At 59.7% G+C, this 19,114-nt stretch carries 33 protein-coding genes; 1 reads left to right on the top strand and 32 read right to left on the bottom strand.

The window, feature by feature from the left end; all coding sequences use genetic code 11:
• Positions 1-59: 59 nt before the first annotated feature.
• The 31 genes from REH59_RS10770 to REH59_RS10620 all read right to left on the bottom strand — a co-directional run bounded on the left by REH59_RS10770 (position 60) and on the right by REH59_RS10620 (position 17,093).
• On the bottom strand, positions 60-533 hold the full coding sequence (locus REH59_RS10770; RefSeq protein ID WP_084966358.1) for a phage tail tube protein: 474 nt from the start codon (positions 531-533) through the stop codon (positions 60-62).
• A gap of 55 nt (positions 534-588) precedes the next feature.
• The gene (locus REH59_RS10765; RefSeq protein ID WP_320450559.1) at positions 589-972 is read right to left on the bottom strand and encodes a DUF3168 domain-containing protein; all 384 of its coding nucleotides are present in this window, start codon (positions 970-972) and stop codon (positions 589-591) included.
• Positions 973-1,539 (bottom strand): HK97-gp10 family putative phage morphogenesis protein, encoded by a 567-nt coding sequence (locus REH59_RS10760; RefSeq protein WP_320450558.1) that lies wholly within the window; start codon positions 1,537-1,539, stop codon positions 973-975. It abuts the gene before it with no gap.
• Position 1,540: 1 nt separating this feature from the next.
• The gene (locus REH59_RS10755) at positions 1,541-1,723 is read right to left on the bottom strand and encodes a hypothetical protein (RefSeq protein ID WP_320450557.1); all 183 of its coding nucleotides are present in this window, start codon (positions 1,721-1,723) and stop codon (positions 1,541-1,543) included.
• Between the two features lie 10 nt (positions 1,724-1,733).
• The gene (locus tag REH59_RS10750; protein WP_320450556.1) at positions 1,734-2,012 is read right to left on the bottom strand and encodes a head-tail adaptor protein; all 279 of its coding nucleotides are present in this window, start codon (positions 2,010-2,012) and stop codon (positions 1,734-1,736) included.
• Between the two features lie 47 nt (positions 2,013-2,059).
• Positions 2,060-2,401 carry a head-tail connector protein gene (locus REH59_RS10745; protein ID WP_320450555.1) on the bottom strand — a complete coding sequence of 114 codons (342 nt, stop codon included), beginning with the start codon at positions 2,399-2,401 and terminating at the stop codon, positions 2,060-2,062.
• 4 nt (positions 2,402-2,405) lie between these two features.
• A complete protein-coding gene (locus REH59_RS10740) occupies positions 2,406-2,906 on the bottom strand; it encodes a hypothetical protein (RefSeq protein WP_320450554.1) in 501 nt (166 codons plus the stop codon).
• Positions 2,907-2,954: 48 nt separating this feature from the next.
• Positions 2,955-4,136, bottom strand: coding sequence for a phage major capsid protein (locus REH59_RS10735; protein ID WP_320450553.1), 1,182 nt, complete (start codon positions 4,134-4,136; stop codon positions 2,955-2,957).
• A gap of 2 nt (positions 4,137-4,138) precedes the next feature.
• Positions 4,139-4,996, bottom strand: coding sequence for a head maturation protease, ClpP-related (locus REH59_RS10730; protein WP_320450552.1), 858 nt, complete (start codon positions 4,994-4,996; stop codon positions 4,139-4,141).
• A 16-nt stretch (positions 4,997-5,012) separates the two neighbouring features.
• Entirely contained in the window at positions 5,013-6,311 is a 1,299-nt protein-coding gene (locus REH59_RS10725) for a phage portal protein (RefSeq protein WP_320450551.1), read from the bottom strand.
• The gene (locus REH59_RS10720; protein WP_320450550.1) at positions 6,304-6,465 is read right to left on the bottom strand and encodes a hypothetical protein; all 162 of its coding nucleotides are present in this window, start codon (positions 6,463-6,465) and stop codon (positions 6,304-6,306) included. Before REH59_RS10720 ends, REH59_RS10725 begins: the two co-directional genes overlap by 8 nt.
• A complete protein-coding gene (locus tag REH59_RS10715) occupies positions 6,462-8,141 on the bottom strand; it encodes a terminase large subunit (RefSeq protein WP_020190892.1) in 1,680 nt (559 codons plus the stop codon). Before REH59_RS10715 ends, REH59_RS10720 begins: the two co-directional genes overlap by 4 nt.
• 3 nt (positions 8,142-8,144) lie before the next feature.
• Complete coding sequence (locus REH59_RS10710; RefSeq protein ID WP_320450549.1) at positions 8,145-8,645, bottom strand: terminase small subunit; 501 nt, start codon at positions 8,643-8,645, stop codon at positions 8,145-8,147.
• A gap of 238 nt (positions 8,646-8,883) precedes the next feature.
• On the bottom strand, positions 8,884-9,219 hold the full coding sequence (locus tag REH59_RS10705; RefSeq protein WP_320450548.1) for an HNH endonuclease: 336 nt from the start codon (positions 9,217-9,219) through the stop codon (positions 8,884-8,886).
• A complete protein-coding gene (locus REH59_RS10700) occupies positions 9,219-9,377 on the bottom strand; it encodes a hypothetical protein (protein WP_172901748.1) in 159 nt (52 codons plus the stop codon). The genes REH59_RS10705 and REH59_RS10700 overlap by 1 nt, the downstream gene beginning before the upstream one ends.
• Before the next feature lie 12 nt (positions 9,378-9,389).
• The gene (locus REH59_RS10695) at positions 9,390-9,614 is read right to left on the bottom strand and encodes a hypothetical protein (RefSeq protein ID WP_320450547.1); all 225 of its coding nucleotides are present in this window, start codon (positions 9,612-9,614) and stop codon (positions 9,390-9,392) included.
• Positions 9,614-10,030 carry a hypothetical protein gene (locus tag REH59_RS10690; RefSeq protein WP_320450546.1) on the bottom strand — a complete coding sequence of 139 codons (417 nt, stop codon included), beginning with the start codon at positions 10,028-10,030 and terminating at the stop codon, positions 9,614-9,616. The genes REH59_RS10695 and REH59_RS10690 overlap by 1 nt, the downstream gene beginning before the upstream one ends.
• Positions 10,031-10,057: 27 nt before the next feature.
• Positions 10,058-10,276, bottom strand: coding sequence for a hypothetical protein (locus REH59_RS10685; RefSeq protein ID WP_320450545.1), 219 nt, complete (start codon positions 10,274-10,276; stop codon positions 10,058-10,060).
• Positions 10,273-10,464: a hypothetical protein gene (locus REH59_RS10680; protein ID WP_096426478.1), complete on the bottom strand. Its 192-nt coding sequence runs from the start codon at positions 10,462-10,464 to the stop codon at positions 10,273-10,275. The genes REH59_RS10685 and REH59_RS10680 overlap by 4 nt, the downstream gene beginning before the upstream one ends.
• A complete protein-coding gene (locus tag REH59_RS10675) occupies positions 10,461-10,790 on the bottom strand; it encodes a hypothetical protein (protein WP_320450544.1) in 330 nt (109 codons plus the stop codon). The genes REH59_RS10680 and REH59_RS10675 overlap by 4 nt, the downstream gene beginning before the upstream one ends.
• Positions 10,790-11,161, bottom strand: coding sequence for a hypothetical protein (locus REH59_RS10670; RefSeq protein ID WP_014756102.1), 372 nt, complete (start codon positions 11,159-11,161; stop codon positions 10,790-10,792). Before REH59_RS10670 ends, REH59_RS10675 begins: the two co-directional genes overlap by 1 nt.
• Positions 11,162-11,500: 339 nt before the next feature.
• On the bottom strand, positions 11,501-11,776 hold the full coding sequence (locus tag REH59_RS10665) for a hypothetical protein (protein WP_320450543.1): 276 nt from the start codon (positions 11,774-11,776) through the stop codon (positions 11,501-11,503).
• Positions 11,777-11,934: 158 nt separating this feature from the next.
• The gene (locus REH59_RS10660; protein WP_019471606.1) at positions 11,935-12,324 is read right to left on the bottom strand and encodes an antiterminator Q family protein; all 390 of its coding nucleotides are present in this window, start codon (positions 12,322-12,324) and stop codon (positions 11,935-11,937) included.
• An 11-nt stretch (positions 12,325-12,335) separates the two neighbouring features.
• The gene (locus tag REH59_RS10655; protein WP_320450542.1) at positions 12,336-12,653 is read right to left on the bottom strand and encodes a hypothetical protein; all 318 of its coding nucleotides are present in this window, start codon (positions 12,651-12,653) and stop codon (positions 12,336-12,338) included.
• Positions 12,650-12,970: a hypothetical protein gene (locus REH59_RS10650; RefSeq protein WP_320450541.1), complete on the bottom strand. Its 321-nt coding sequence runs from the start codon at positions 12,968-12,970 to the stop codon at positions 12,650-12,652. Before REH59_RS10650 ends, REH59_RS10655 begins: the two co-directional genes overlap by 4 nt.
• The gene (locus REH59_RS10645; protein ID WP_320450540.1) at positions 12,967-14,256 is read right to left on the bottom strand and encodes a site-specific integrase; all 1,290 of its coding nucleotides are present in this window, start codon (positions 14,254-14,256) and stop codon (positions 12,967-12,969) included. Before REH59_RS10645 ends, REH59_RS10650 begins: the two co-directional genes overlap by 4 nt.
• Positions 14,253-14,690, bottom strand: coding sequence for a VRR-NUC domain-containing protein (locus REH59_RS10640; protein WP_016487852.1), 438 nt, complete (start codon positions 14,688-14,690; stop codon positions 14,253-14,255). Before REH59_RS10640 ends, REH59_RS10645 begins: the two co-directional genes overlap by 4 nt.
• A complete protein-coding gene (locus REH59_RS10635) occupies positions 14,687-14,983 on the bottom strand; it encodes a DUF1364 domain-containing protein (RefSeq protein WP_320450539.1) in 297 nt (98 codons plus the stop codon). The genes REH59_RS10640 and REH59_RS10635 overlap by 4 nt, the downstream gene beginning before the upstream one ends.
• Positions 14,984-15,007: 24 nt before the next feature.
• Positions 15,008-15,691: a replication protein P gene (locus REH59_RS10630; protein WP_320450538.1), complete on the bottom strand. Its 684-nt coding sequence runs from the start codon at positions 15,689-15,691 to the stop codon at positions 15,008-15,010.
• Positions 15,688-16,416 (bottom strand): helix-turn-helix domain-containing protein, encoded by a 729-nt coding sequence (locus REH59_RS10625; RefSeq protein ID WP_320450537.1) that lies wholly within the window; start codon positions 16,414-16,416, stop codon positions 15,688-15,690. The genes REH59_RS10630 and REH59_RS10625 overlap by 4 nt, the downstream gene beginning before the upstream one ends.
• Positions 16,417-16,427: 11 nt before the next feature.
• Positions 16,428-17,093 (bottom strand): phage regulatory protein/antirepressor Ant, encoded by a 666-nt coding sequence (locus REH59_RS10620; protein ID WP_320450591.1) that lies wholly within the window; start codon positions 17,091-17,093, stop codon positions 16,428-16,430.
• 516 nt (positions 17,094-17,609) lie between these two features.
• Between REH59_RS10620 and REH59_RS10615 the strand changes: the two genes are divergently transcribed.
• Positions 17,610-18,434, top strand: coding sequence for a S24 family peptidase (locus REH59_RS10615; RefSeq protein WP_320450536.1), 825 nt, complete (start codon positions 17,610-17,612; stop codon positions 18,432-18,434).
• Between the two features lie 50 nt (positions 18,435-18,484).
• Here the strand turns inward: REH59_RS10615 and REH59_RS10610 are convergent, their stop codons facing one another.
• Positions 18,485-18,802, bottom strand: coding sequence for a DUF1654 domain-containing protein (locus tag REH59_RS10610; protein WP_320450535.1), 318 nt, complete (start codon positions 18,800-18,802; stop codon positions 18,485-18,487).
• Positions 18,803-19,114: the final 312 nt, after the last annotated feature.

The raw sequence follows: 19,114 nt of genomic DNA, 5'->3' as shown, positions 1-19,114 counted from the left end.
CTTGGTATTGGGTACTGAGCAAAAAAGGCGCGACCAGCCGGAGGCGCCTCAGGTCGACTTCACGGAGTTGGTTCGACTTCGATGATCTCGGAGTTGATGCCGATGGTGACTGCCCGCTTGAGCACATCTTCTGCACCACCAACCTGCTTGCGAGACGACATCACCTTGGCGGCGAAGTAGTCCACGTATCCGCTTTCGTACTCGACCTTGATCGGGTAATCGAAGCGGCTGCGATCCTTCTGGGCAGCCTGCAGCGCAATCTGACCGGCGTCGTCGTCCAGCAGACCGATAGAAAGATCGACCGATCCGGCATCGGCCAGGCCTTTCAAGTGACGGGTTCGCGAGTCGGCAAGGGCGGCAAAGGTAACGTCGCCCACCTCGTCGCCGTAGTCGCCGATATTCTCGACTTCCCCGATTTGGGTGTAGGTAATACCTACCAGCAGGGTCTTGGCGGCAGCCAAGTCCTTGGGTAGGTCGGCGGTAAGGCGCGGCCCGATGTAGATTCGAGTGCCGGCTGCGGTAGTAACAGGCATGGGTAGTCCTCCTGGGACAGGTGAAATGCCGCAACGCGGCGGATTCAAGGGTGAATCAGTGCTGGGTGATGATGCTAAGGGTTACGGCGCCTTGGTAAGTGACGCAGTCAGGCTCGCGCTTGGTCTGCTTGCGCCTCACCTGCATAGACACGACGTGACCGGTGGCCATCGGCAGTGGCTGGTTATGCAGCAGCGAATCGATGGCAGACATGATCTCGTGCACTTCCTTCTGCCCCCGGTGCTGGCTCCAGACAGAGAGGTACAAGAAACGCTGATCTTTTCGGCTAGCCAGGAAGTCTGCCTCGTCGGCGATCGAACTATCGATGGTGACGTATGGGAAAGGGCTGTTGTCTGGAACGCCGTCATGTACTGGACACGACAACCCAGAAGACAGCCTTTCATGAAGAGCCACCTGCAGCGCAAATGATGGATCGGACATTCAACCTCCCTTAGCTGCCTTCGACAGTGATCGGCCGACGGCAGCACGAATGTTCGCCAAAACGAATTCACGGTTTACATCCATCGCTGGACGAAGCCACGGATGCGCAGGGCGCGCCGGAATGTCAGGGTATTTGCCGAAGAAGTTGGTGCCGTCAGCCTTGTTCTTAACATCACGCTGCCGCAACCCGTTGCGACGCCCTCGTAGCTGCGTGGTGTCGCGATTCTTGGTGTGCACACCACCAATTGCGTTGCTGTCAGCTCGTCGGTAGATTTTGCCCGAGTAGCCCTTGGTGCCGTACTCGATGAATCGCATGTAGAAATACCGCCTATTGGCTTTCTTACCCCTGATCCCGATTTGAGCATCAAGGCCGCTTTTCGATACGAATGCGGTAACGGCATTCGCCGCAGCGCCTGTATCTCGCGGGATGAACTGGCGCATGCTATCAAGTATTCGTTCAGCGCCCTCCTGCATTGAAGTCCTGACCTCGTTGTCCACCGTCTGGTGAATAGTCCGAAGCAGGCGACGCAGCTTGAAGTCGCCGGACATCCGAGAGCGGCGAGTCATGTTAGGCCTCCTGGTCGGAACCTGCGCGCTTAGGCGCGGACGAAGGTTTTTCAGGTGACGACACCTCCTCTGCCTGCCGATTCTCGATCAGCACGCGGCCTTCCTCTGCCTTCACATCGAAGGTTTCGCCAATGGTCTTGCGACCCATCGGGCCAGAAATATTAGCCAGGGCTCTTACTTTCATGGGGTTTTCCTCAGGGGTTGATGACGTTGGAGCACAGCAGGCGGAGCATGTCGCGCTCGTTAGCCGGGAGAGCAGCCTCAATCAGGTAGGTATCACCAGTGGATTTGTGAACCAGGCGCATGCCTGCCGCAAAAATTCGCGAGTAGCGTACTTTGACCTCGACCGTAACTACGGCCTGCACCTGGTCAGCAATCGGCTGGAGCCGTCCGGTGGGTAGTCCGATCTCGGCCCATACGGATTCACGAAGAACGCCCCACTGTTCGGCCTTGCCGCCCCCCGGTTCAGGCACCAGAGTGCAACTCTGAAGAGTGCACTTATGGCGCAGAGGTCCGGCCCTCATACGCCCCACCCAATCCGGTGAGATGTCAGGAGGGACACCGAACCTGTGGGAAGCTCGGTGGCAATTGTCCCGATCACAACGTCCTCACGGTTCGCGTAAAGGTGGCCGAGGATCAGCAAGCAAGCAGCTTTGATCTGCTTGTTGCAGACCATGGGGGACTCGCCGGCATCTCCGGCGGCCACAGCCTCATCCAGTTTCTCCTGGTCGGCATAAAATCGGCGGTTCAGATAGTCCATAGCCTGCCCTTCTGCCGCCTCGATCAGCAGCTCCAGGTATTCGTCATCATCGTCGGGATCTCGGAGATGATGCCGGGCAATGGTCAAGCTAATGACCGACATACCCTTACTCCTTCAGCGGTTCGAGCGATGCCAGATTCCGCTGCACCAGTTCCTCCGCATGCCGGCGCGGGACCGTATAAGCAGGCCCGCCACGACGACGAAGCTCGCCTTCATCCATGTAGGACCGCATCGGATAGATCTGCAGGGTCACAGGATTGGGGCTAGCCTGCCCCTGCTCCTCGGCCGCCGGGTGATTGATGCCATCCTCGGTATTACCTTCCGCCAAGACGGGCTGGACAGAGTCAACAGGCTCGCCCGTGACCACGGCAGTACCAGAGGAGTCTGTTCCCAACCCCTCCTGCAGCACCGGAACCGCGCTATCTTCCGGGCCTGGAGCAGTTACAGGGGTGCCCGAATCGCCGGAGCCTCCAACGTCTGGAACGAGCGCGCCGCCAGGCGAAAGAGGCAACCCGGCAGCGTCAGACGGGCCGATGCTGGAATCACTGGTCGCTGCCGGATCCTTCGCATCAGCCGTGAATGCTGGTGTTTCCTGTTTACGTGCCATTGGATTACTCCATTGGGGCGCCATTTCTGGCGCCGCGTTGCGGATGGGTTAAGGCGTGACCAGGGGACCAGTAACGAACGCTTCGTCGCGGTAGATCGCGAACGCCAGGCGCTCCTCGGCGCGGATCGTCGCCATGTTGTTTTCGAAGTCCTTGTCGTTCTCGGTCGAAATCAACACTTCGATTTCCATGCGATCGAAGATCTGTGCGCCGAGCTTGAAGGCACCTACCAGGAAGTCGTTCTGGGTCATGGCCTGAGTCGAAACAACCGGGCGATTCCAGAGTTTCGCGTTGGTGCCTTCCTGAGGCTGGCCAATGATGTACCGGCCCTCGCCGTCCTTGGTCAGCTCAATGGCCGCCCAGTCGATCGGGTTGAGCACGATGCCATCCGACGGGAAATCAGCCAGTTCAGCTTGCAGCAGCGCCAGGCGCAGGCGGTCGATACGTTGCTCGCCCACCACCGTCAGGCCGGCCTGCGGGGCATACAGCTGAGCAACCGTCACGAGACCCTGCAGGTTGGCACCGGTGCCGTTGCCGTAAAGCAGTTGCGCTTCTTCCGCCATGTTCAGGCCGTAACGAGCGCGCCCATCAATGTAGCTCTGCAGCGCCTTGGCATCGTCGAGCATCTGCCGGCTAGCCTTGAACAGGTGAGCAATGGTGCGGACGTTCGCGGTGGCCAGCGCGAAGGTGATGTCGGAGTAAGGCTTGGCGGTGTTCTCCGCAACGGTACGCGCGTTGTTGGTGAATCCAGTCTCGCGGATGTACTCGATGGAGTTCGACTCAGTCTGGCCCGGCGCCACCAGGTCGCGAATGGTCAGCCGACGCTGAGGCGGAGCAACTACGCCAGCCAAACGCTGAGCAGGCACCAGGTCGCCGCCGGTTGCAGTGGTGATGGCCGCACGCGGGACGGACACACGACGCGATCCGCGGAAGGAGGAGCTTACGTCCTGCATTTCTTCGCTGCCGACCACCAGGGCGCCGACCGACTTCTGCGGCTCATCCTGGTTGCCGCGGTCCCGGCTGGCGTTCACCAGCTTCTGCTCAGCTTCGCCCAAGCGGGCATTCAGCTCGCCCTGCTTGGTCAACAATTCATCGACCTTTGCGCGCGTCTCGGCAGACATTTCACCGGAAGCCTTGAGCTGCTTGTCGGTCGCCTCAGCCTGCGCTTTGATCTGATCACCAATGCCCTTCAGGCTGGCATTGAGTTCTTTGACTTGAGCTTCAAAGTCCATGGTCATTTTCCTTTCAGAGAATTGAGGATATTGGTTGCCGCGCTCAGAGAGGCGGAGAGGTCTGGCGCGACAGCGCGGGGCTTATCGGTCGAGGCAGCGTTATGCGTGCCCCCGCCGGCAGCGCGAGGCATACCGGACTTGAAACTGGCGAACAGCTCGCGGCGCTCGGACCGAGGCATACCGCCCTTGGCCAGGGCAACATCCATGGCCTTGAGCGCATTGGCTTGGGCGGCATCTTCGGTTTCGCGCTCGGTGACCTCGGTGGACGACAGCAGCCCGGTGGCCAGGCCGAGCTCCACGGCACGCTTGCCGCGGATGTAGGTTTCGTCGTCCATCAGCTCGGCCATGTCAGCCGCCGACTGCCCGCTGGTCTCGGCATAGAGGTCGGCCATCGCGGCGTCGAACTCTTCCATGTCGTCGGCAATGTCACGCAGGTAGTTGCGATTGCCGGCGAGGTAAGTCCAGCAGTTGTGAATCATGAGGAAGGCGCTGCTGGCCACCTCTCGCTTCTTCCCCGCCAGAAAGACAACCGAAGCAGCGCTGGCAGCCATGCCGAGGACCTTGGTGGTGACTTGGTGGCTGTGCTCTTGGAGACGGTTGTAAATGGCGATGCCTTCGAACATGTCGCCACCTGGCGAGTTGATGTAGACGGTCACATCACGTTCGCCGATTGCCCGCAACGCAGCGTCAATTCGTTTCAGCGTGACACCCTCGCCATACCAGTCCTCGCCGATCACGCCGTACACGGTGATGGTGTCCGAGGTGTTCTCAACGGCCGCCTGGATCGCGGGGTTCCATTTATCGAGCGCGCGCGGGCTCATCTCGCTGCGAAGGCCGCGAGACTGGATTTTGTGCTTCATGGATTGCTCCCGAGATTTACTTTTCCGGCTGTTTCAGCCAGTTCATCAGTGCGGCCCTTGCGGCCTGACCATCATCTTGCTTGCCCAACTGGTCCAGCGGCACCAGGTTTGACTGAACCGTCAGGACATCACCGCCAGGCATGTGCGGCATGTTGTCTTTGCGACGACCTTCGTTCCGAGTGATAAAGCCGTTCTGGGCCATAGTGCTGAGGTACGCGGCGCGTCCGGAGCTGTCAGCCCTCAAGAACGCCTCGAGGGAGAACTCCGAATAGAAATTGATGCGGTCCACCGCCGTCATGCACCACTTGTTCACGCACTGCTCGATCGGCGCCGTGAAGGACATGATGCAGTAGGTGAGAAACGCGATCTGCTGTTGCTCCAGGCCTGTGCCCCAGTTACTGCCCTTGTCCGTCTTCATGACCATCCAGGGCGGCACACCGAACCAGCGGCAGATCTCTTCGATGCTGTGCCCTCTCGACTCCAGCAGCTGAGCGTCAGCAGGATTGATGCCGATCATTTCCGGCTTCACGCCTTGCTCAAGCACTGGGCTCTTGCCAGCGTTCAAGGCCCCAGAGATCGTCTTGACGTACTCGCGGAATTCAACGCGCTGCGCAGGGTTCAGCGTCTTGTCCACCGAAAACGCGACTGTAGGCATCATGCCGTTGCGGAAGGTGCTATTGGCGGCATCGTCAGCTGACATCGCCGAACCGAATACATCCGCGCCATACCGAATGGCGGAAAGGCCGACCCGACCATCCAGGGTGAAGGCCGGGATGTGCAGCATGTTCTGCCGTGCGATCTCTCGACGCGCGCCCTTTCGCGGCCTGAAGAAGTACCTAAGCCGACCGTCATCATCGAACTCCAGGTCAACCCGGGACGGCATCAGGAAGTCCAGCGCGATGACGCGGCCAGCAGAGCGATGGATCTCGCAGTAAGCATTCCCCCACAGCAGCATCGAGGCAACGACTGCTTGCCAAAAGTGGAAGGCGGCCATGTCCTCGTTGGGACTGGTGTGCACAACGTCGTAGAGCGGAAAGTCCCGAGCACTCTCGCGGCTACCATCTGGCATTCGCTTGTAGATGCTCAACGGCAACCCCGCCACCGAGGTGGAAATGATGCGGACGCAGGCCCACACGGTAGAAAGGCGCATCGCCTTGTCCACGCTGACCGACTTGCCGCTGCTGGACTGACCGCCCGAGAAGGCGCTCCAGAATCCGCCATCCGACAGCTTGATGGTCCTGCCCAGCCATTCACCAACACTGGCTGAAGGCTTGGTGGCTGCAGCACCCAATGCCTGGGATAAGGTTTTAATCACTGGTCAGCCCTCGGCGAAGGAAGCCGGCGATGCAGAAGAAGCTCATCGACCCCGCCAGAAGGGCCCAGCCAGTGCCGACCAGAACCCATACCCCGGCACATGCCAGGCAGAAAGCCACCAGAGCGCAGGCGATGAAAATATGAAGTGCGTTCATGCGATCAGTGGGTCCCGAATGCCAGCCATGAAATTGTCCATTCCTCCGCGACCCTCAGGATTGAGGCTGATCAGAGAAACGGCGTTGAATGTAGCCATCAGCGGGTCGATCTTTGCCGTGCCCGAGGCTTGCTTGGTGATCAAGAAGGCGTTGGCCGAAGGCACCCCTTTGGCGTTGCCGCAGGACCAGGCCATGAGCGGCTGGCCGCAGTGCAGCAACGTGCCCTCGGCAAGCTTGCGCTCGGTCGTCTTAATCGCGCCGGTGAGCTTCCAGCCCTGGGAAATGCCAACAATCTTGTCTTCCTCGACACCGGCATCAGCCAGGGCGTCGAGAACAGAACCGATTCCCGCGGGGTCGAGGCCGACCTTGTCCAGCAGCCCCGTCTCGTTGATGCGCTTGACGATGGCTGCGAACTCCTCGACGTCATCGCCTATCCGCTTGACGATGGTCAAATCGCCAATCGATTCGAGATCCTTGAGCCTGGGTGCTTCGGACTTGCGCCGCTCAAGCACCGAGGGGTGGGCCCAGGCATGAGCCCAGTGGAACCACCGTCGCGTACCTGTCTCTCGGCCTATGACGGCAAGCCCGAGCAAGTCGTCCAGGCCGCCGCCGTCACCGCCCACATCAATGACCTCGCACCGCTCAAGGATCTGCTCCAGGTTGAGCCAGGTAACCGCCTGTGGCTCCCAGAACTCTGCGCCTACCCAAGCGTCCGACATCAGGGCCAGGCCGATCTCGATGTTGAGGTGCTTGGCCAGGAAACCACGCAGCTCCGCTTCGCCGTCGATCTCAGCCTGCATGAACAAACGCTCAAGCGTGGGGCGATCTACCGAGAACCCCATGTTGGGGTTCACCAGGTGGAAGTTCTCGGGCTTGCGCGCGGCGCCACTGTCGATCATCTCTTTCGAGAATTCGTAGATGATCGGCAGGAAGCGATTGTCGTTGATGCGGCCATCACGCACGCCGCGGGCATAATTCAGTTTCGACCGGAACACCCCGGCCGGTGGCTCGTTCGATTGGGTGGTCAACCAAATGACGAAGCCTTCAGGTCGGGACAGCAGGCCACCGGTGGCCTCCCGAATCATGTCAGCGGCTTTCGGGTTCTTGCCGAACAGCCAGGCCTCGTCGATCAGCACGCCAACGGCCTTCTTGCCGCCCACCACATCGCTATCAGCAGCGACGACCTTCAGCGTGGCACCCGTCTCGCGATGGGTGATCAGCCGAAGGTGTGGCTGCACGTGCAGCAGGTCCTTCAGCTCTTCGTCGTTGTTGACCATGTCCTTGGCCGGGACGAAGGCGTTGTCGGCAATCTCTTTGGTCGGCGCGAGGATGATGAACTCAGCCGACTTACGCCAGTTGCGGACCAGCGCAGTCAACATGATCGCAGCAGCAATGGTCGACTTGCTGTTCTTCTTCGGGATGCAGAGCATGAATTCCCGAATCAGGCGTTCGCCTGTCTCGCTGTTATAGCTGCCGAAAACAGCCCCTGCGAAAGCCAGTACCCATGGAGCACATGCACTTTCAATGGTTGGGCTACCTGGGGCATCGACAATGCGCAGCCCCTTGAAAACCTCAAGACTCTCCTCTGCTTCCTGGGGGAATAGCGGTTCGGGGATGATTGATTCGCTGGCAGCCAGGCGCCGCCACCAGTCAGGGCAGGCCGTGGTCCAAAGCATGCGTCACCCCTTGACGACAGTAAGGGGCGGCTTGCTTTGGGAATACTTGCCCTTGCCGGCCTCTTTCGCGGCCTCCGCCTTCTGGTCTTTCTTGCCCGCCTCGGCCTTCTTCCCGTGGATATACGGCACGGCGGTCTGCGCAGCGTTGCGCCGGTCGAAGACTTTCGCCCGGGGTTCGTTCATCAGCGCGAGCAGCCAGACCAATGGATCATTGGTTGAAGGCAGGCAGCTAAGGAACTCTCCGTCGGCCTCGTTCATCTCGACGGGGGCTTCATTGGCTTCATCGGCTTTCGCTTTGCTGCGCCGTTGTTTCGGCTCAGGGTTAACACTGAGCTCTGCTCTACGAGCCAGAATTGCGGATGCGATCTTCGGATCATTGGCCCAGCGCGAACCAGCTGCGGCAGCCGTCGAGGGCTTACTGCCCGCGGCTTCCGCTGCTTCTTTGTTGGACGCGCCCCGGGCCTTAGCGTCAACAAACTGTCGCTGTTTGTCTGTTAACACCATTAACAAAAACCTTTAGGGGGGAGAAAAATGTCTACGTGGGGTCGGAGGCGGTCTAGCTAGAGGAGAATCCTTAGCTTTTGACCCCCCTACCCCTTTTTGATGAGAATTCGTCTCATTAGTGACGATTCGGACGCTTCAGCGGCCCTTTCGAGGCCGGTCGCACCAATCCGGGGCGAAATGCGGATTTCTACAGCCCTCTTCATCCAATTTTTCTTATAAAAATAAGATTTTTATAGCGCTATAAGATTCCAGCCGCTTCCTCAGACTGCTTGACAGAGTCGTGGCAGAGCTTGCAGAGGCTCTGCCAGTTGGTCTGATTCCAGAAGAGAACCATGTCACCGCGGTGCGCCACGATGTGGTCAACCACCTTTGCGGCAGAAGTTCGGCCGTTCCGCTCGCAGAACACGCAGAGCGGGTGCTCACTGAGGTAATGCTCTCGCGCCTTCTGCCATCGGTAGTCGTAGCCACGCTGGGAGCTGGTCATGCCGCTACGCCAGCTACCAGGCGTGACCACCTTGACCCGCGAACTTGCGCTCTCCTTGATGCGCGCCCCCAAAATCTTGAGCCTTCCCATCAGCGCAACTCGACCTTAATGCCGCGCTCTATCCATCGAGAGACGCGACCCATGTCCGGCTCACGGCCGGTGATACGGGACACGACGAGAACGCCGGCCATGTAGTACTTCAACCACCAGCTATGGCGGTAGACGATCGTGACATACACCTTGTCCATGACCGGTGCTCCTCATCTCTTGTACCAAGTCAGCTGGTAGCGCCGCGCATCAGGCGGCACCTCAGCAATAGGCCAGCGCAGGCACTGCATGTGCTTGCGCTCAGGCTTGGCGCGGCTTACTCGAAGCGTCTGCACCAAGTATGCAGACCCGGCTGCGGTGGTGATGAAGTCGCCAACCGCTATGCCATCAGCGCCGTCAATGTATAGCTTGCAGGGAGTGTATGGCGCCTTAGCCATCACCCTGGCCGAACGGCGTCAAGCTGGATGCTAAGCAGCTGATTCAAATGGCTATTTAGTTTCTCACTGAGAAACCGATGGCCTGTACGCTGAGCGTCGGTAAAGTTGCTCTCAGCTAGGAATATCGCCTGGTCGTTTAGCAGGCCTACCACATCCCGAATTGCGGACTCCAGGGGGTTTAGACCGGAGCCAATTAACTCGGCCGGCGCAACTTCTGGATGGTCAACTTCCGCAGCTTTGCGAGAAGGATGGAACATCAACCGGCCGCCCATATACCGGTCCGGCCGAAGAACAAGATCCCCGGAATTGAGCAGTGGCTCCAGCAGCAGCATGGCTCGGCGAGCATCCTCGCTGAACTCCACTGCGCGGCCGCGCCAGTCGCGGCTAACAATGTGGTCGTTATTTTGTTGGCTCATGGCGCCCTCCTCTCGATTTGTGAATCACTACTCATCTGCAAGACGGACATAGGAACCGTCGCAATTGAACTCAACGAGGATCCGAATAACCTCTCCGGCCTCCTGAATGATCTGAACCTTTGACTGGCCTGCTAGAACCTCACCACTGAAGGCGTCATGAAGGCACAGATATGGGCCATCGCGCTTCACGATCAGGGGCTGGGACAACAACAGGTACTTAAGCTTCGATTGAGCCGCGCTCTTCATCGCGCCTCCTTGATCTGCCGCACAATGTCATCAGCACGATCACGCACCTCAAGCACCTGGCCGTCAAACGTACGGACGATTGCGCAGATGCCGTGCCATTGGCTGCTGGACCCCGCTTCAGTAACCGAAGCGATGGCAGCTGGGGCCAAGTGAATCGCGTTGCGGTTGATGCCGGTAAGCTGGATCATGGCCAAGCCTCCGATTGGGTGCGGCTCAGAGCCTCGTCAGCCTTGTCTACCGCCTGGTTTGCAGTGGTTGCCGCCCTGGATGCCTTGGTTGCGGCGCTCTCGGCCTTGATTGTCAGTTCGGCCAAGCGCTTGTCGCGCTCAGCCATGGCTGCGTCGTAGGCTTCCCGGATCTGGGTTACCTGGTTGGCCTGGGCGCTGGTCATGGCCCAATAGGCCGACTGCCAGCCCAGCACCGCCCCGCCGGCGATCAGCACCAGTGCAATGACCCAGATCTCAGCTCGGCGCCACCAGCGACGAGCAATGAATTCAAGTGCGCATCTATCCATTACGCATCACCTCCAAGCTGAGCACGTAGCCGTGCGATCTCGGCGCTCTGGCTCGTCACCTTGTCGGTGAGTTGGGACACCTGCCCGGTTAGCGCTTCGATCTTCCCCTCCATTCGGCCAACCGCTGCAGCGAGTTCGTTTCGCTCCTTGGCAAATTGGTCGGCGCGGGCCTCTGCAAGTTTGCGGGCCTCGCGCTCGGAATCGAGTAGTTCGTTCAATCGGCGGACGGTGCCGATATCGGCGTTGTCCATGGCGCGGTCGGCGGCATCCTTCGAGAGAAACTTGCGCAGCCATAAAAAGCCGCCCAGCAATACAGTGCCCGTTCCGCCCAGCCAGGTGGCTGTGCCTGGGCCGAGATCGGTCGGGTCCATTGATGCTCCAAAAATAAAAAGGCCCACCGACCTGGCAAGCCTTCAGATAGATCGGCCCCGACAGCACTCCCAGCTCGGAGCGATGGGCGTGGTGGAGCCGAAAACCAAAAAGCCCCGGCGAATGCCGAGGCTTGAAATGGGTGCGGGGGTCCGGTGCATAACCCGGCTTGGTGGTCTGGATCGCTGGGTCACTTACCCCAGACTCTCATCGCGTTGTCCATCAGTGTCCGCACGGGTTTGACTGAACGCCGCTACCGACTTAGCCCAGCTGCCTGGGCGTGTCATCCGCATTAACGAAAAAAGCCCCACGCAATGGCGGGGCTTAAAAGTTAGAAAGTCTCAGCGTTTCTCGAGATGATCGTGCCCGCTCCAGGTAAGCGTGAAGATGTCATGCTCACGCCCTGAGGGCTCTTCGATGAGCTTCACAAAATTCGCAGAAACCAACAAATCAAGGTGGTACTCAACCAGATTAACAGAGCCCTCCCCGCTGTACTGACGGTGGTGCTCATCATAGAAAATCTGTTGTAACTGAACCCGGAAGAGGCCGGCACCTTCAACATCGTACTCCTCGATGTACTCGAGCAGTCTGGTGGCAATGGACTTGTTACGCTTCATGCGTTTCCCCGATTGATGACAGTAAGCCATATCGAGAATAACTGAACCACGAATAACGCAAAACCCCGACGCAATGACCGGGGTTCGTCTGTGTCGCGTTGCTTGCAAGCTGGACACGCTGCTATGAAAACAGGTGTTTATCCGCGCGGAAAGCCTTTTTATGCAGCCTCGCGCAATTGCTCCAGAGCGCAATCGATCCAGGCCACTCCCGTGTTGATCAGCTCGCGTGCTTTGGCTTCACCCATTTTGTGCTCACGGGCGATCCGGAGCGCCGGCCACTTAGCGCCGAAGTAGAGCCAGACGAAGCCGCCCATCTGCGGGTTTCGCTTGTTCAGCCTGGCCACGGCACCGTCCACCGCAAGTGCTAGGTCATCCGTGATCACGTATTGCTTAAGCCCTCCTTCCGCTGGAGCGTGCTCCTTCATGAGCGCATACAGCGGGCATACATACTGAGGCACGCCCATACCATCCATGCGCCACCACCCCCATTGCTCGAGCATGTAGGCGGTGTCACCAAGAGCCTTGTCTACGTAGGTGCGCTTTTTCATGTCCTTCCCCCTCAATCCCCGGTGTAGTTGGTGCCGCCGACGCCGCGCCGGTTGCTTCCCTGATATGTCGCCTCAGGCCCGGATGCCTGAGGATTCTTCAACTGCTCGATCTGCCGTGTCGCGGCCTGCAGTCTCATGCTGAGCTGGGTCACCAGTTCATCCAGGGCAAGGGCCTCGCCGGTTGCAGCCGCTACCCAGCCCGAGGCGTTGCAGTGGCCGCATGGCAGTTCGTGAAACACGCCCTGAGTGACCGCTCTCCCACGGCACAAAGGGCACTCGCCCAACTCAATCACGGCCTTCTTGAAGGCTGGGCCGTGGTTTCTCCTCATGCAGGCACCTTGAACAAGTGACACATCTCCTCAGCGTCAAGCTGAGGCACCTCATCGCCGCGGAGTGGGCGCAGGTGCTGCGGATCACAGCCGGCTAAGTTGCTGTTCACCTTGCCGCCCTCGGCGTTACGCACCAGGTCTCCGCCGGTGACGATCCAAAGGCCAGGGGCATCCGCGTCGAAGTAACCGTCCTGGCGGAATACGGAGCCGAACGGCGGCACGAACTCCACCAGCTCGACCGATCGACCGATGTTCTCGGTCACGCTGAACGCTCCGGTGATCAAGGCGAGGTCGCCCGCTTTGAGGTTTTGAGTCATTTCGAATCCTCGCTTATGGTGGATACCGGAAGTCCGTCGAAACCCGCACGCTCTGCGGCCTTGCAGAGAATCCATGAATCCGTTGATCTATCACCGGTCAAGCCGTGAACCGAGGCGAAACCCTTCTGATCAAGGTGGGCGTGCCACTCCTCCAGCGCCTCACGCTTGCGAGCCATGACGTCGGACTGGATGTACACCTTCACGTTGTGGCCCATGGCATGGTTGATCAGCAGCTCACCCACCAGGTGGTCGACGCCCAGGTCAGCCCAACCGGTGCGGGCCAGCTTGCGCAGGTCGTGGCTGGTCCACTCGCCCTGCCCCATAACGGTGAACACGGCGGATGCCTTGGCCTCGCTCATGGGCTTGCCCTTGCGCCCCGGGAACAGGAACTCGCCGTCGTAGCCCTCGTTGCGCTGGATCTCGCGGTAGGCCATCAGTAGGAAACGCACCTGGTCGGTCAGCGGCAGGCGATGCTGCACGCTGGTCTTGGTGTGCTCGGCCGGAATGAACCACTCCCGTTCGGCCAGGCTGATATGGCTCCAGCGGGCCATGCGGGTTTCGCCCAAGCGGGTGCCGTGGCACAGCATCATCAGGGCCAGCACGCCATGCTGCGGACGGTGCGCCAGGGTGCTCTTCATGCGCGCCATCAGGTCTTCCAGGTGCACACCGCGCAGCCGCGACGGCTTGACCGTGACCTTGGCCCTGGAGAAGTCGCCAAAACGGATGCCGGCCATGGGGTTGGAGCTGATCAGGCCGAGCTTGGTGGCTTGCCTGAAGGCCAGTGCCAGCAGCTGGAACACCAGACGCACGTAGTCGATCGACAGCGACTCTTGCAGTGGCCACATCAGTTCGCGATCGAGCAGCGCCTTGTCGATTTGGGCCAGCGGGATTTCGCCCAAGCGAGGCACCAGGTGCTGCTTGATCGCCGACGCCGCCGTGCTCTTGCGCTTGCCCGACAGGTTGCGGTCACGGGACATGCGCTCAGCGAACCAGGACAGCAGCTCACCAGTCAGCACCCAGCTCGATAAGCTCGACCCTTCGCCGGCCTCCAGTCGCAGACGGATATCCGGCAGCGCTGCGGCCACCTTGGCGGCGCTCAGTTCTGGGTACGAGCCGATCAGGTTCCACTTGCCCTTGTGGATCAGGTACCAGGACCCGCGCTCACGGGACCGGTGAAACCGGAAATACAGGCCGTGATTGCCCAGGGCGCGCAGGTCACGCACCTGGCCGGCGGCCTGCCGGCGAATCTCTGCATCGCTGATTTTCACAGCGGCGGTGTTGGTCATGCTGCAACCTCCGTTTTAGGCAGGGCCAGGTACGCCCTCAGGCACTCCATGGCGTCGAAATGCCCCTGACACACAACGGCCAGGTAGCCTTGGTCGTTCAGCCGGCGAATGCACGCTTGTTGGCTGGAAGAGACAGGCGCCGGATCAACAGTCGCCTTGAATTCGATGTACAGACCGAAGTAGCCGCCGCGCGCCATGGTCAGCACCAGATCAGGGATACCTGCCTTCACGCCCTGGGCCTTGAGTTTGATCGCCACGCCCTTGTGCCGGTGGCCACCATTCGGGACGTGGTAGATCAGCTCGTACACCTCGGGATAGCGCAGTTGGATCTCTTCGAGCAGGGCAGCCTGCTCCTGCCCTTCCCTGTCGACGGGCTTGGTGCGGGCGGACTTGGGTCGGGCCGGATTGCGGAATGGGGGAATTTGGGTATTCATGCCGCGACGATTCCCTCGCTGATCAGCTGAGCCTGAGTGCGCATGACGCCCTCAGCGTGGTACTGGCGAGCAGTGTCACGATCGACAACTCGGCTGCGGCCGTCACAGGCGTCATGGCAGGCGCTGCAGGCCCAGGCTCCCTGCAGATCGTTCGGCTTGATCCCAGCGCCACAGGTGCCGGCCATGCGGTAGTGCGCCAGGACTGTGGTTTCCGGGTTGCCGTTGCACACGCCCGGAATGCGCACCTGGCACTCCCGGCCGCGTGCGGCCTTGGTCAACTTCGTTTGGCGCATAGATCAAGCTCCTAGCTGATGTGTTCAACGGCCTGCAAGGCGGGCGCGCATGGCCGACAGGGCGTTGTTGCCGACCTCTGGCGTCCGGCTACCGGCAACTTCAGCGGGAAGCGCCAGCGGCATCTTCTGCAGTGGTTCTCCGGCCATGATTCGGCGGACGGCGATGGTGTAGTTGCGCTCGAACAGTTTCGAGCAGGCATCGGTTGGCAGTTTGTTGAGGTTCTCGAAACCGCACTCCTTGGCCGCATGCCACACAGCATCGTGGCTCCAGCTGCCCCGGCCAGCCATCGCAGGATGGGCGTTCCGAGTAGCCTCGCGAAATGCGACCGCCAAGGTCGGAAGGCCGAGCATCTCCGGCGATGGCTGGCACCACTCGATGAACTTGCCAGGCGCGGGAATGAACTCACGTCCTGACTGGCGGCAGCGCATCAGGCCAAACTGCAGCTGCTCGGGGGTGTTGATGCCTGCCTCAAGGAACGCCGTCAGCCACTGCTGCTTGGCGGCCTTGTACGTGCTCATATCCGGCCAGGCCTGTTTCCAGGCGCTGAAGATGGTCCGCAGATCACGGAACAGCCGATTGATCACCGCAGCAGTTTTGCGATCGAGCTCGGCCTTGATCTCGGCGGGAAGCGTGTCCCCAGCAGGGATGTACTGGCCGTTTTGAACTTTGGCCCAAAGACCATGGGCGATGGTGGCTACCTGGTTCACTGGTCATTCCCCCCGTTGAGCCATGAGGTGTCGTCGTCATCGAAAGCGCTCGATTGCTGCCCGCTCGGTTTGCCGGTAGCGGATCGAGCTGCCCGAGCCAGGTCCGATTTGACCCAGTTGACCAGAGCGGCGAGCCACTGCTTCTCGGTTTGCACCAAGCCCTTCGCGTCGTGGTGCAACACGAACCCGGCGATTGCCTTGGAGCCGAAGTTATCCAAGGTGAGCCCCGAACGGAGTGCATACGCTTTGAGCAGGTCCTGATCCGGCACCCACTCCAGGAACATTTCGAATGGCTCGCGCAGAGAGTGTGTAGATTGGTTAACTGACGGATTGGGTGCAGCTGCTGCACCCCGTTCTGCGTTTTCCTGCACCCCGTTCTGCTGCGAGCTGCACCCCGTGCGGTTTCCTGCACCCCGTTCTCTACGAGGTGCAGCAGATGCACCTCGTTTAAGTTGAAGGTCGTACACAATGGGACGGCGATCACGGCGGTCAATGTAAGCTGCCGCGATAGCCTGGTTTCCTGCCACGATCCAGCCAGCTGCTTCCAGCTCGTCGAGCTTTAGGCGGATGGTGCGCTCGGACAGGCCGGTGTCCTCGGATAGCGTTGCAGCCGACGGGAAGGCGCCGCGGCCATCGGTACCGGCATAGTTGGCGAGGCAGAGCAGGACGTGACGAGCTGCAGGGTTCTCCAGGGAGGACTTCGGAATAGCCAGGGCCCAGGTCATGGCTTGTACACTCACAGCGACCCCCCCGCCTTCAGTTCAGCGAGACGCGCCAATCCTTTCGGGGTGACCAGAGGATCAAACGCGGCGCGCTCGATACCGGTTTCCGGGTCAGGCTTCAAGGCTGTCACCTTGTGCTTCATCAAGCCCGAGGTGATGCGAGGCTGGTAAGCGATCCATCGCTTGGAGCCCTTGCGGCGGAAGATCCAGCGGTTCTGCTCCAGCCAGTCGAACAACTTCGATGGGGCAACCTGAAGCTGCTTGGCCGCATCGGTGATGCAGATGGCCCCACAAGCAGCAGCCAAACGCTGGATCGCCGCGACCTTCGGAGCTTGCTTCTGGATGACCTGCTGCAGTTGATGGTTTTGCTCTGCTTGATCGGCGGCCAGTCGCAGCGCCTCAGCGAAGGTTTGGGGGATCTGGACCTGCGCCAATACCCGTGCCTCAAGTTCCTGCCAGCGGTCGATAATCCTGGCGCGCAGCTGGGCGTTGTAACCGGACACCAGCACTAAGGTATCGCGCTGGCCGAGCAGGAACTCTGGATAGGCTTGGCCGTTTTGTGGGTGGGTGTATGGGGTCTCCTCAGATTTGAGGACACCCTCTGCAACCAGGCGCCGGGCATCTCGCAGCACATTGTCATGGCTCTTGCCAGTGAGCTGCGCGATTTCGCGGGTGGACATCACCTGACGCGCTAGTTTTGGCGAATTGCCAACATCTGACGCAACAGGCTTGGTATTGCTCGCATCGATTGCGGCGTGCATAATCGACCTCGATGTGTTGTAGAAGAAGCCGGGCTGCCACCCGGTTTTTTTATGCCTGCTATTCAGGTACTGGATGGATCAGCAGGTGTTTCGGTCATCTACTGGCGCAATGCCAGATCCCTCATAATTCCTTTCATCAACCGGCGCTTTTCAAAGGGCCGCTGCCTGGAACGTCCTGGCGTCGAGCAACGAGCTCCCCGCCTGACTCCTTCTCCAAAACGCACTGCAGTGGGTAAGAGAAACCACCAGCCGCGCGGCACTGGGAAACGCGACTACTTGACACGCCGAGAGCGTCACCGATGGCGCGGCCGGTTCGAAAATGGTTCAGGGCTTCGTCAAAGGTCATTGATGTCTCTCCGATGTCTTCCGCGAGTTTAGAGTTCTTAACAGCTCAAGGCAAGTTATCTAAACACCCAAAGGTTTAGAATCCTAAATATGGAATTCAAAGACCGCGTCATCGCGCGCATGAAGGAGCTCAATCTGAGCTCAACCGACCTCAGCAAATTGTCTGGCGTGTCCAAGGCAACCGTGAGTTTCTGGATCAACGGAACGAACGGAGCCAAGGGTAAGAACCTGCTCGCCCTAGCAAAAGCTCTGGACTGCTCGCCGCAATGGCTTTCGGATGGCACTGGCACTTCAAGCGAGGCTACGGCCCATTCGGACGCGCCCGCGTCCAGCACAGCTGAGCTCGTCGCCCAGATGCTCGCCTCACGAGCAGGTAAGAATCTGTCCGAAAAGGCCCGCGAAGTGATGCTTGCTGCTGCAGCAGAAGCCGATAGCCCTGCTCCGGCGCAGGAATATCTCCCCGCCGCCTACTCCAGTCTCCGTCCAAAGCAGGACGAGATCCTGATCCCCCAGTACGATGTGCGCGCCGCTATGGGTCATGGCCAGGTCCCTGCCGACTACAACGAGGCAGTGAGAAACCTGGTAGTTCGGGAAGAGACTCTGCGCGAGAAAGGCGTCACCTACACCTCCCCGACTGCCCTTGCGATGATTACTGGCTGGGGCCAGAGCATGGAGGGGACCATCAACGACAAGGACCTGGTGATTGTCGACCGGGGAATCAACGAGTTCATCGGCGAGGGCATCTATGTCGTCACTTGGCACCAGGAGCTCTACATCAAGCGCATGATGCGCCTTGATGAGGATCATTTCCGGCTGATCTCGGATAACCCCCACTACGAGAACCAAACCGCGCGCATGGACGATGTGACGATCCATGCCAAGGTTCTGCTGATCTGGAACGCCAAGAAGGCCTGATCGCCCCTTCGCCCCCGAAAGCCCGCGCGTTGCGGGCTTTTTTGTGGATGTCAGAACGGCGCCGGCTCTTCCATCGCGACGAATTCGTCTAAACCTTCAACCCTTGGGTCATCGTCTGATGATGCTTCCCATGCAAGCGTTACAGATTCGTCCTCACCATTGAAGATCATCTCAATCCCATCGGTTTCGGCAATAACCCCCATCACCTCTTCCCACTCACGATCGCCGTCGGTATCCAGTCGGTGAATCGTTACCCACCGCTGCTGCTGGGCGACCGGGTGGTTGATCATTGATGACACACGCAGGCCCAGGCGCTCCACGCCTGACATAACGAATTTTTCCTGCTGCTGCTTTTGCGCCCTTGCCATGTGACCCTCCAATTACTGTATATGCATACAGGGACCACAGCAGATTATCCCATCTCCTACAAAACCGTAAGCATTGACATCTCTTGCTGTGCAGGAAATTTCGTTCGCCTGCTCTGTTAAGTTTTCTAAAATAAATCTTGACGCATTCTGTTTAGTTTTCTAAATTTGCCTCAACGCAGCGACTTAACCAGTCCTGTTGAGGCCCTCAAGCCTCACCGCTCTTTAGCGACACACTTTGCCGGATCGATACCGGCCCAAATTCGAAGGCAGCGATGGACAGGCCTCAACAGTCCAGAGGGGTGGCAACTGCCC

Source organism: Pseudomonas sp. BO3-4 (assembly GCF_034044115.1).
Classification (GTDB): Bacteria; Pseudomonadota; Gammaproteobacteria; order Pseudomonadales; family Pseudomonadaceae; genus Aquipseudomonas; species Aquipseudomonas alloputida.
This window is presented reverse-complemented; position numbering and strand designations above follow the sequence as displayed.

Excerpts from the sequence above, each read along its gene's own strand:
- REH59_RS10730 (WP_320450552.1), bottom strand. The coding sequence starts at position 4,996 with ATGAAGCACAAAATCCAGTCTCGCGGCCTTCGCAGCGAGATGAGCCCG.
- REH59_RS10745 (WP_320450555.1), bottom strand. The coding sequence starts at position 2,401 with ATGTCGGTCATTAGCTTGACCATTGCCCGGCATCATCTCCGAGATCCC.
- REH59_RS10660 (WP_019471606.1), bottom strand. The coding sequence starts at position 12,324 with ATGAAAAAGCGCACCTACGTAGACAAGGCTCTTGGTGACACCGCCTAC.
- REH59_RS10650 (WP_320450541.1), bottom strand. The coding sequence starts at position 12,970 with ATGACTCAAAACCTCAAAGCGGGCGACCTCGCCTTGATCACCGGAGCG.
- REH59_RS10710 (WP_320450549.1), bottom strand. The coding sequence starts at position 8,645 with ATGGTGTTAACAGACAAACAGCGACAGTTTGTTGACGCTAAGGCCCGG.
- REH59_RS10640 (WP_016487852.1), bottom strand. The coding sequence starts at position 14,690 with ATGAATACCCAAATTCCCCCATTCCGCAATCCGGCCCGACCCAAGTCC.
- REH59_RS10700 (WP_172901748.1), bottom strand. The coding sequence starts at position 9,377 with ATGGACAAGGTGTATGTCACGATCGTCTACCGCCATAGCTGGTGGTTG.
- REH59_RS10680 (WP_096426478.1), bottom strand. The coding sequence starts at position 10,464 with ATGATCCAGCTTACCGGCATCAACCGCAACGCGATTCACTTGGCCCCA.
- REH59_RS10715 (WP_020190892.1), bottom strand. The coding sequence starts at position 8,141 with ATGCTTTGGACCACGGCCTGCCCTGACTGGTGGCGGCGCCTGGCTGCC.
- REH59_RS10735 (WP_320450553.1), bottom strand. The coding sequence starts at position 4,136 with ATGGACTTTGAAGCTCAAGTCAAAGAACTCAATGCCAGCCTGAAGGGC.
- REH59_RS10690 (WP_320450546.1), bottom strand. The coding sequence starts at position 10,030 with ATGAGCCAACAAAATAACGACCACATTGTTAGCCGCGACTGGCGCGGC.
- REH59_RS10755 (WP_320450557.1), bottom strand. The coding sequence starts at position 1,723 with ATGAAAGTAAGAGCCCTGGCTAATATTTCTGGCCCGATGGGTCGCAAG.
- REH59_RS10760 (WP_320450558.1), bottom strand. The coding sequence starts at position 1,539 with ATGACTCGCCGCTCTCGGATGTCCGGCGACTTCAAGCTGCGTCGCCTG.
- REH59_RS10695 (WP_320450547.1), bottom strand. The coding sequence starts at position 9,614 with ATGGCTAAGGCGCCATACACTCCCTGCAAGCTATACATTGACGGCGCT.
- REH59_RS10675 (WP_320450544.1), bottom strand. The coding sequence starts at position 10,790 with ATGGATAGATGCGCACTTGAATTCATTGCTCGTCGCTGGTGGCGCCGA.
- REH59_RS10645 (WP_320450540.1), bottom strand. The coding sequence starts at position 14,256 with ATGACCAACACCGCCGCTGTGAAAATCAGCGATGCAGAGATTCGCCGG.
- REH59_RS10610 (WP_320450535.1), bottom strand. The coding sequence starts at position 18,802 with ATGGCAAGGGCGCAAAAGCAGCAGCAGGAAAAATTCGTTATGTCAGGC.
- REH59_RS10635 (WP_320450539.1), bottom strand. The coding sequence starts at position 14,983 with ATGCGCCAAACGAAGTTGACCAAGGCCGCACGCGGCCGGGAGTGCCAG.
- REH59_RS10625 (WP_320450537.1), bottom strand. The coding sequence starts at position 16,416 with ATGACCTGGGCCCTGGCTATTCCGAAGTCCTCCCTGGAGAACCCTGCA.
- REH59_RS10765 (WP_320450559.1), bottom strand. The coding sequence starts at position 972 with ATGTCCGATCCATCATTTGCGCTGCAGGTGGCTCTTCATGAAAGGCTG.
- REH59_RS10720 (WP_320450550.1), bottom strand. The coding sequence starts at position 6,465 with ATGAACGCACTTCATATTTTCATCGCCTGCGCTCTGGTGGCTTTCTGC.
- REH59_RS10655 (WP_320450542.1), bottom strand. The coding sequence starts at position 12,653 with ATGAGGAGAAACCACGGCCCAGCCTTCAAGAAGGCCGTGATTGAGTTG.
- REH59_RS10620 (WP_320450591.1), bottom strand. The coding sequence starts at position 17,093 with ATGTCCACCCGCGAAATCGCGCAGCTCACTGGCAAGAGCCATGACAAT.
- REH59_RS10770 (WP_084966358.1), bottom strand. The coding sequence starts at position 533 with ATGCCTGTTACTACCGCAGCCGGCACTCGAATCTACATCGGGCCGCGC.
- REH59_RS10670 (WP_014756102.1), bottom strand. The coding sequence starts at position 11,161 with ATGGACCCGACCGATCTCGGCCCAGGCACAGCCACCTGGCTGGGCGGA.
- REH59_RS10740 (WP_320450554.1), bottom strand. The coding sequence starts at position 2,906 with ATGGCACGTAAACAGGAAACACCAGCATTCACGGCTGATGCGAAGGAT.
- REH59_RS10685 (WP_320450545.1), bottom strand. The coding sequence starts at position 10,276 with ATGAAGAGCGCGGCTCAATCGAAGCTTAAGTACCTGTTGTTGTCCCAG.
- REH59_RS10665 (WP_320450543.1), bottom strand. The coding sequence starts at position 11,776 with ATGAAGCGTAACAAGTCCATTGCCACCAGACTGCTCGAGTACATCGAG.
- REH59_RS10705 (WP_320450548.1), bottom strand. The coding sequence starts at position 9,219 with ATGGGAAGGCTCAAGATTTTGGGGGCGCGCATCAAGGAGAGCGCAAGT.
- REH59_RS10615 (WP_320450536.1), top strand. The coding sequence starts at position 17,610 with ATGGAATTCAAAGACCGCGTCATCGCGCGCATGAAGGAGCTCAATCTG.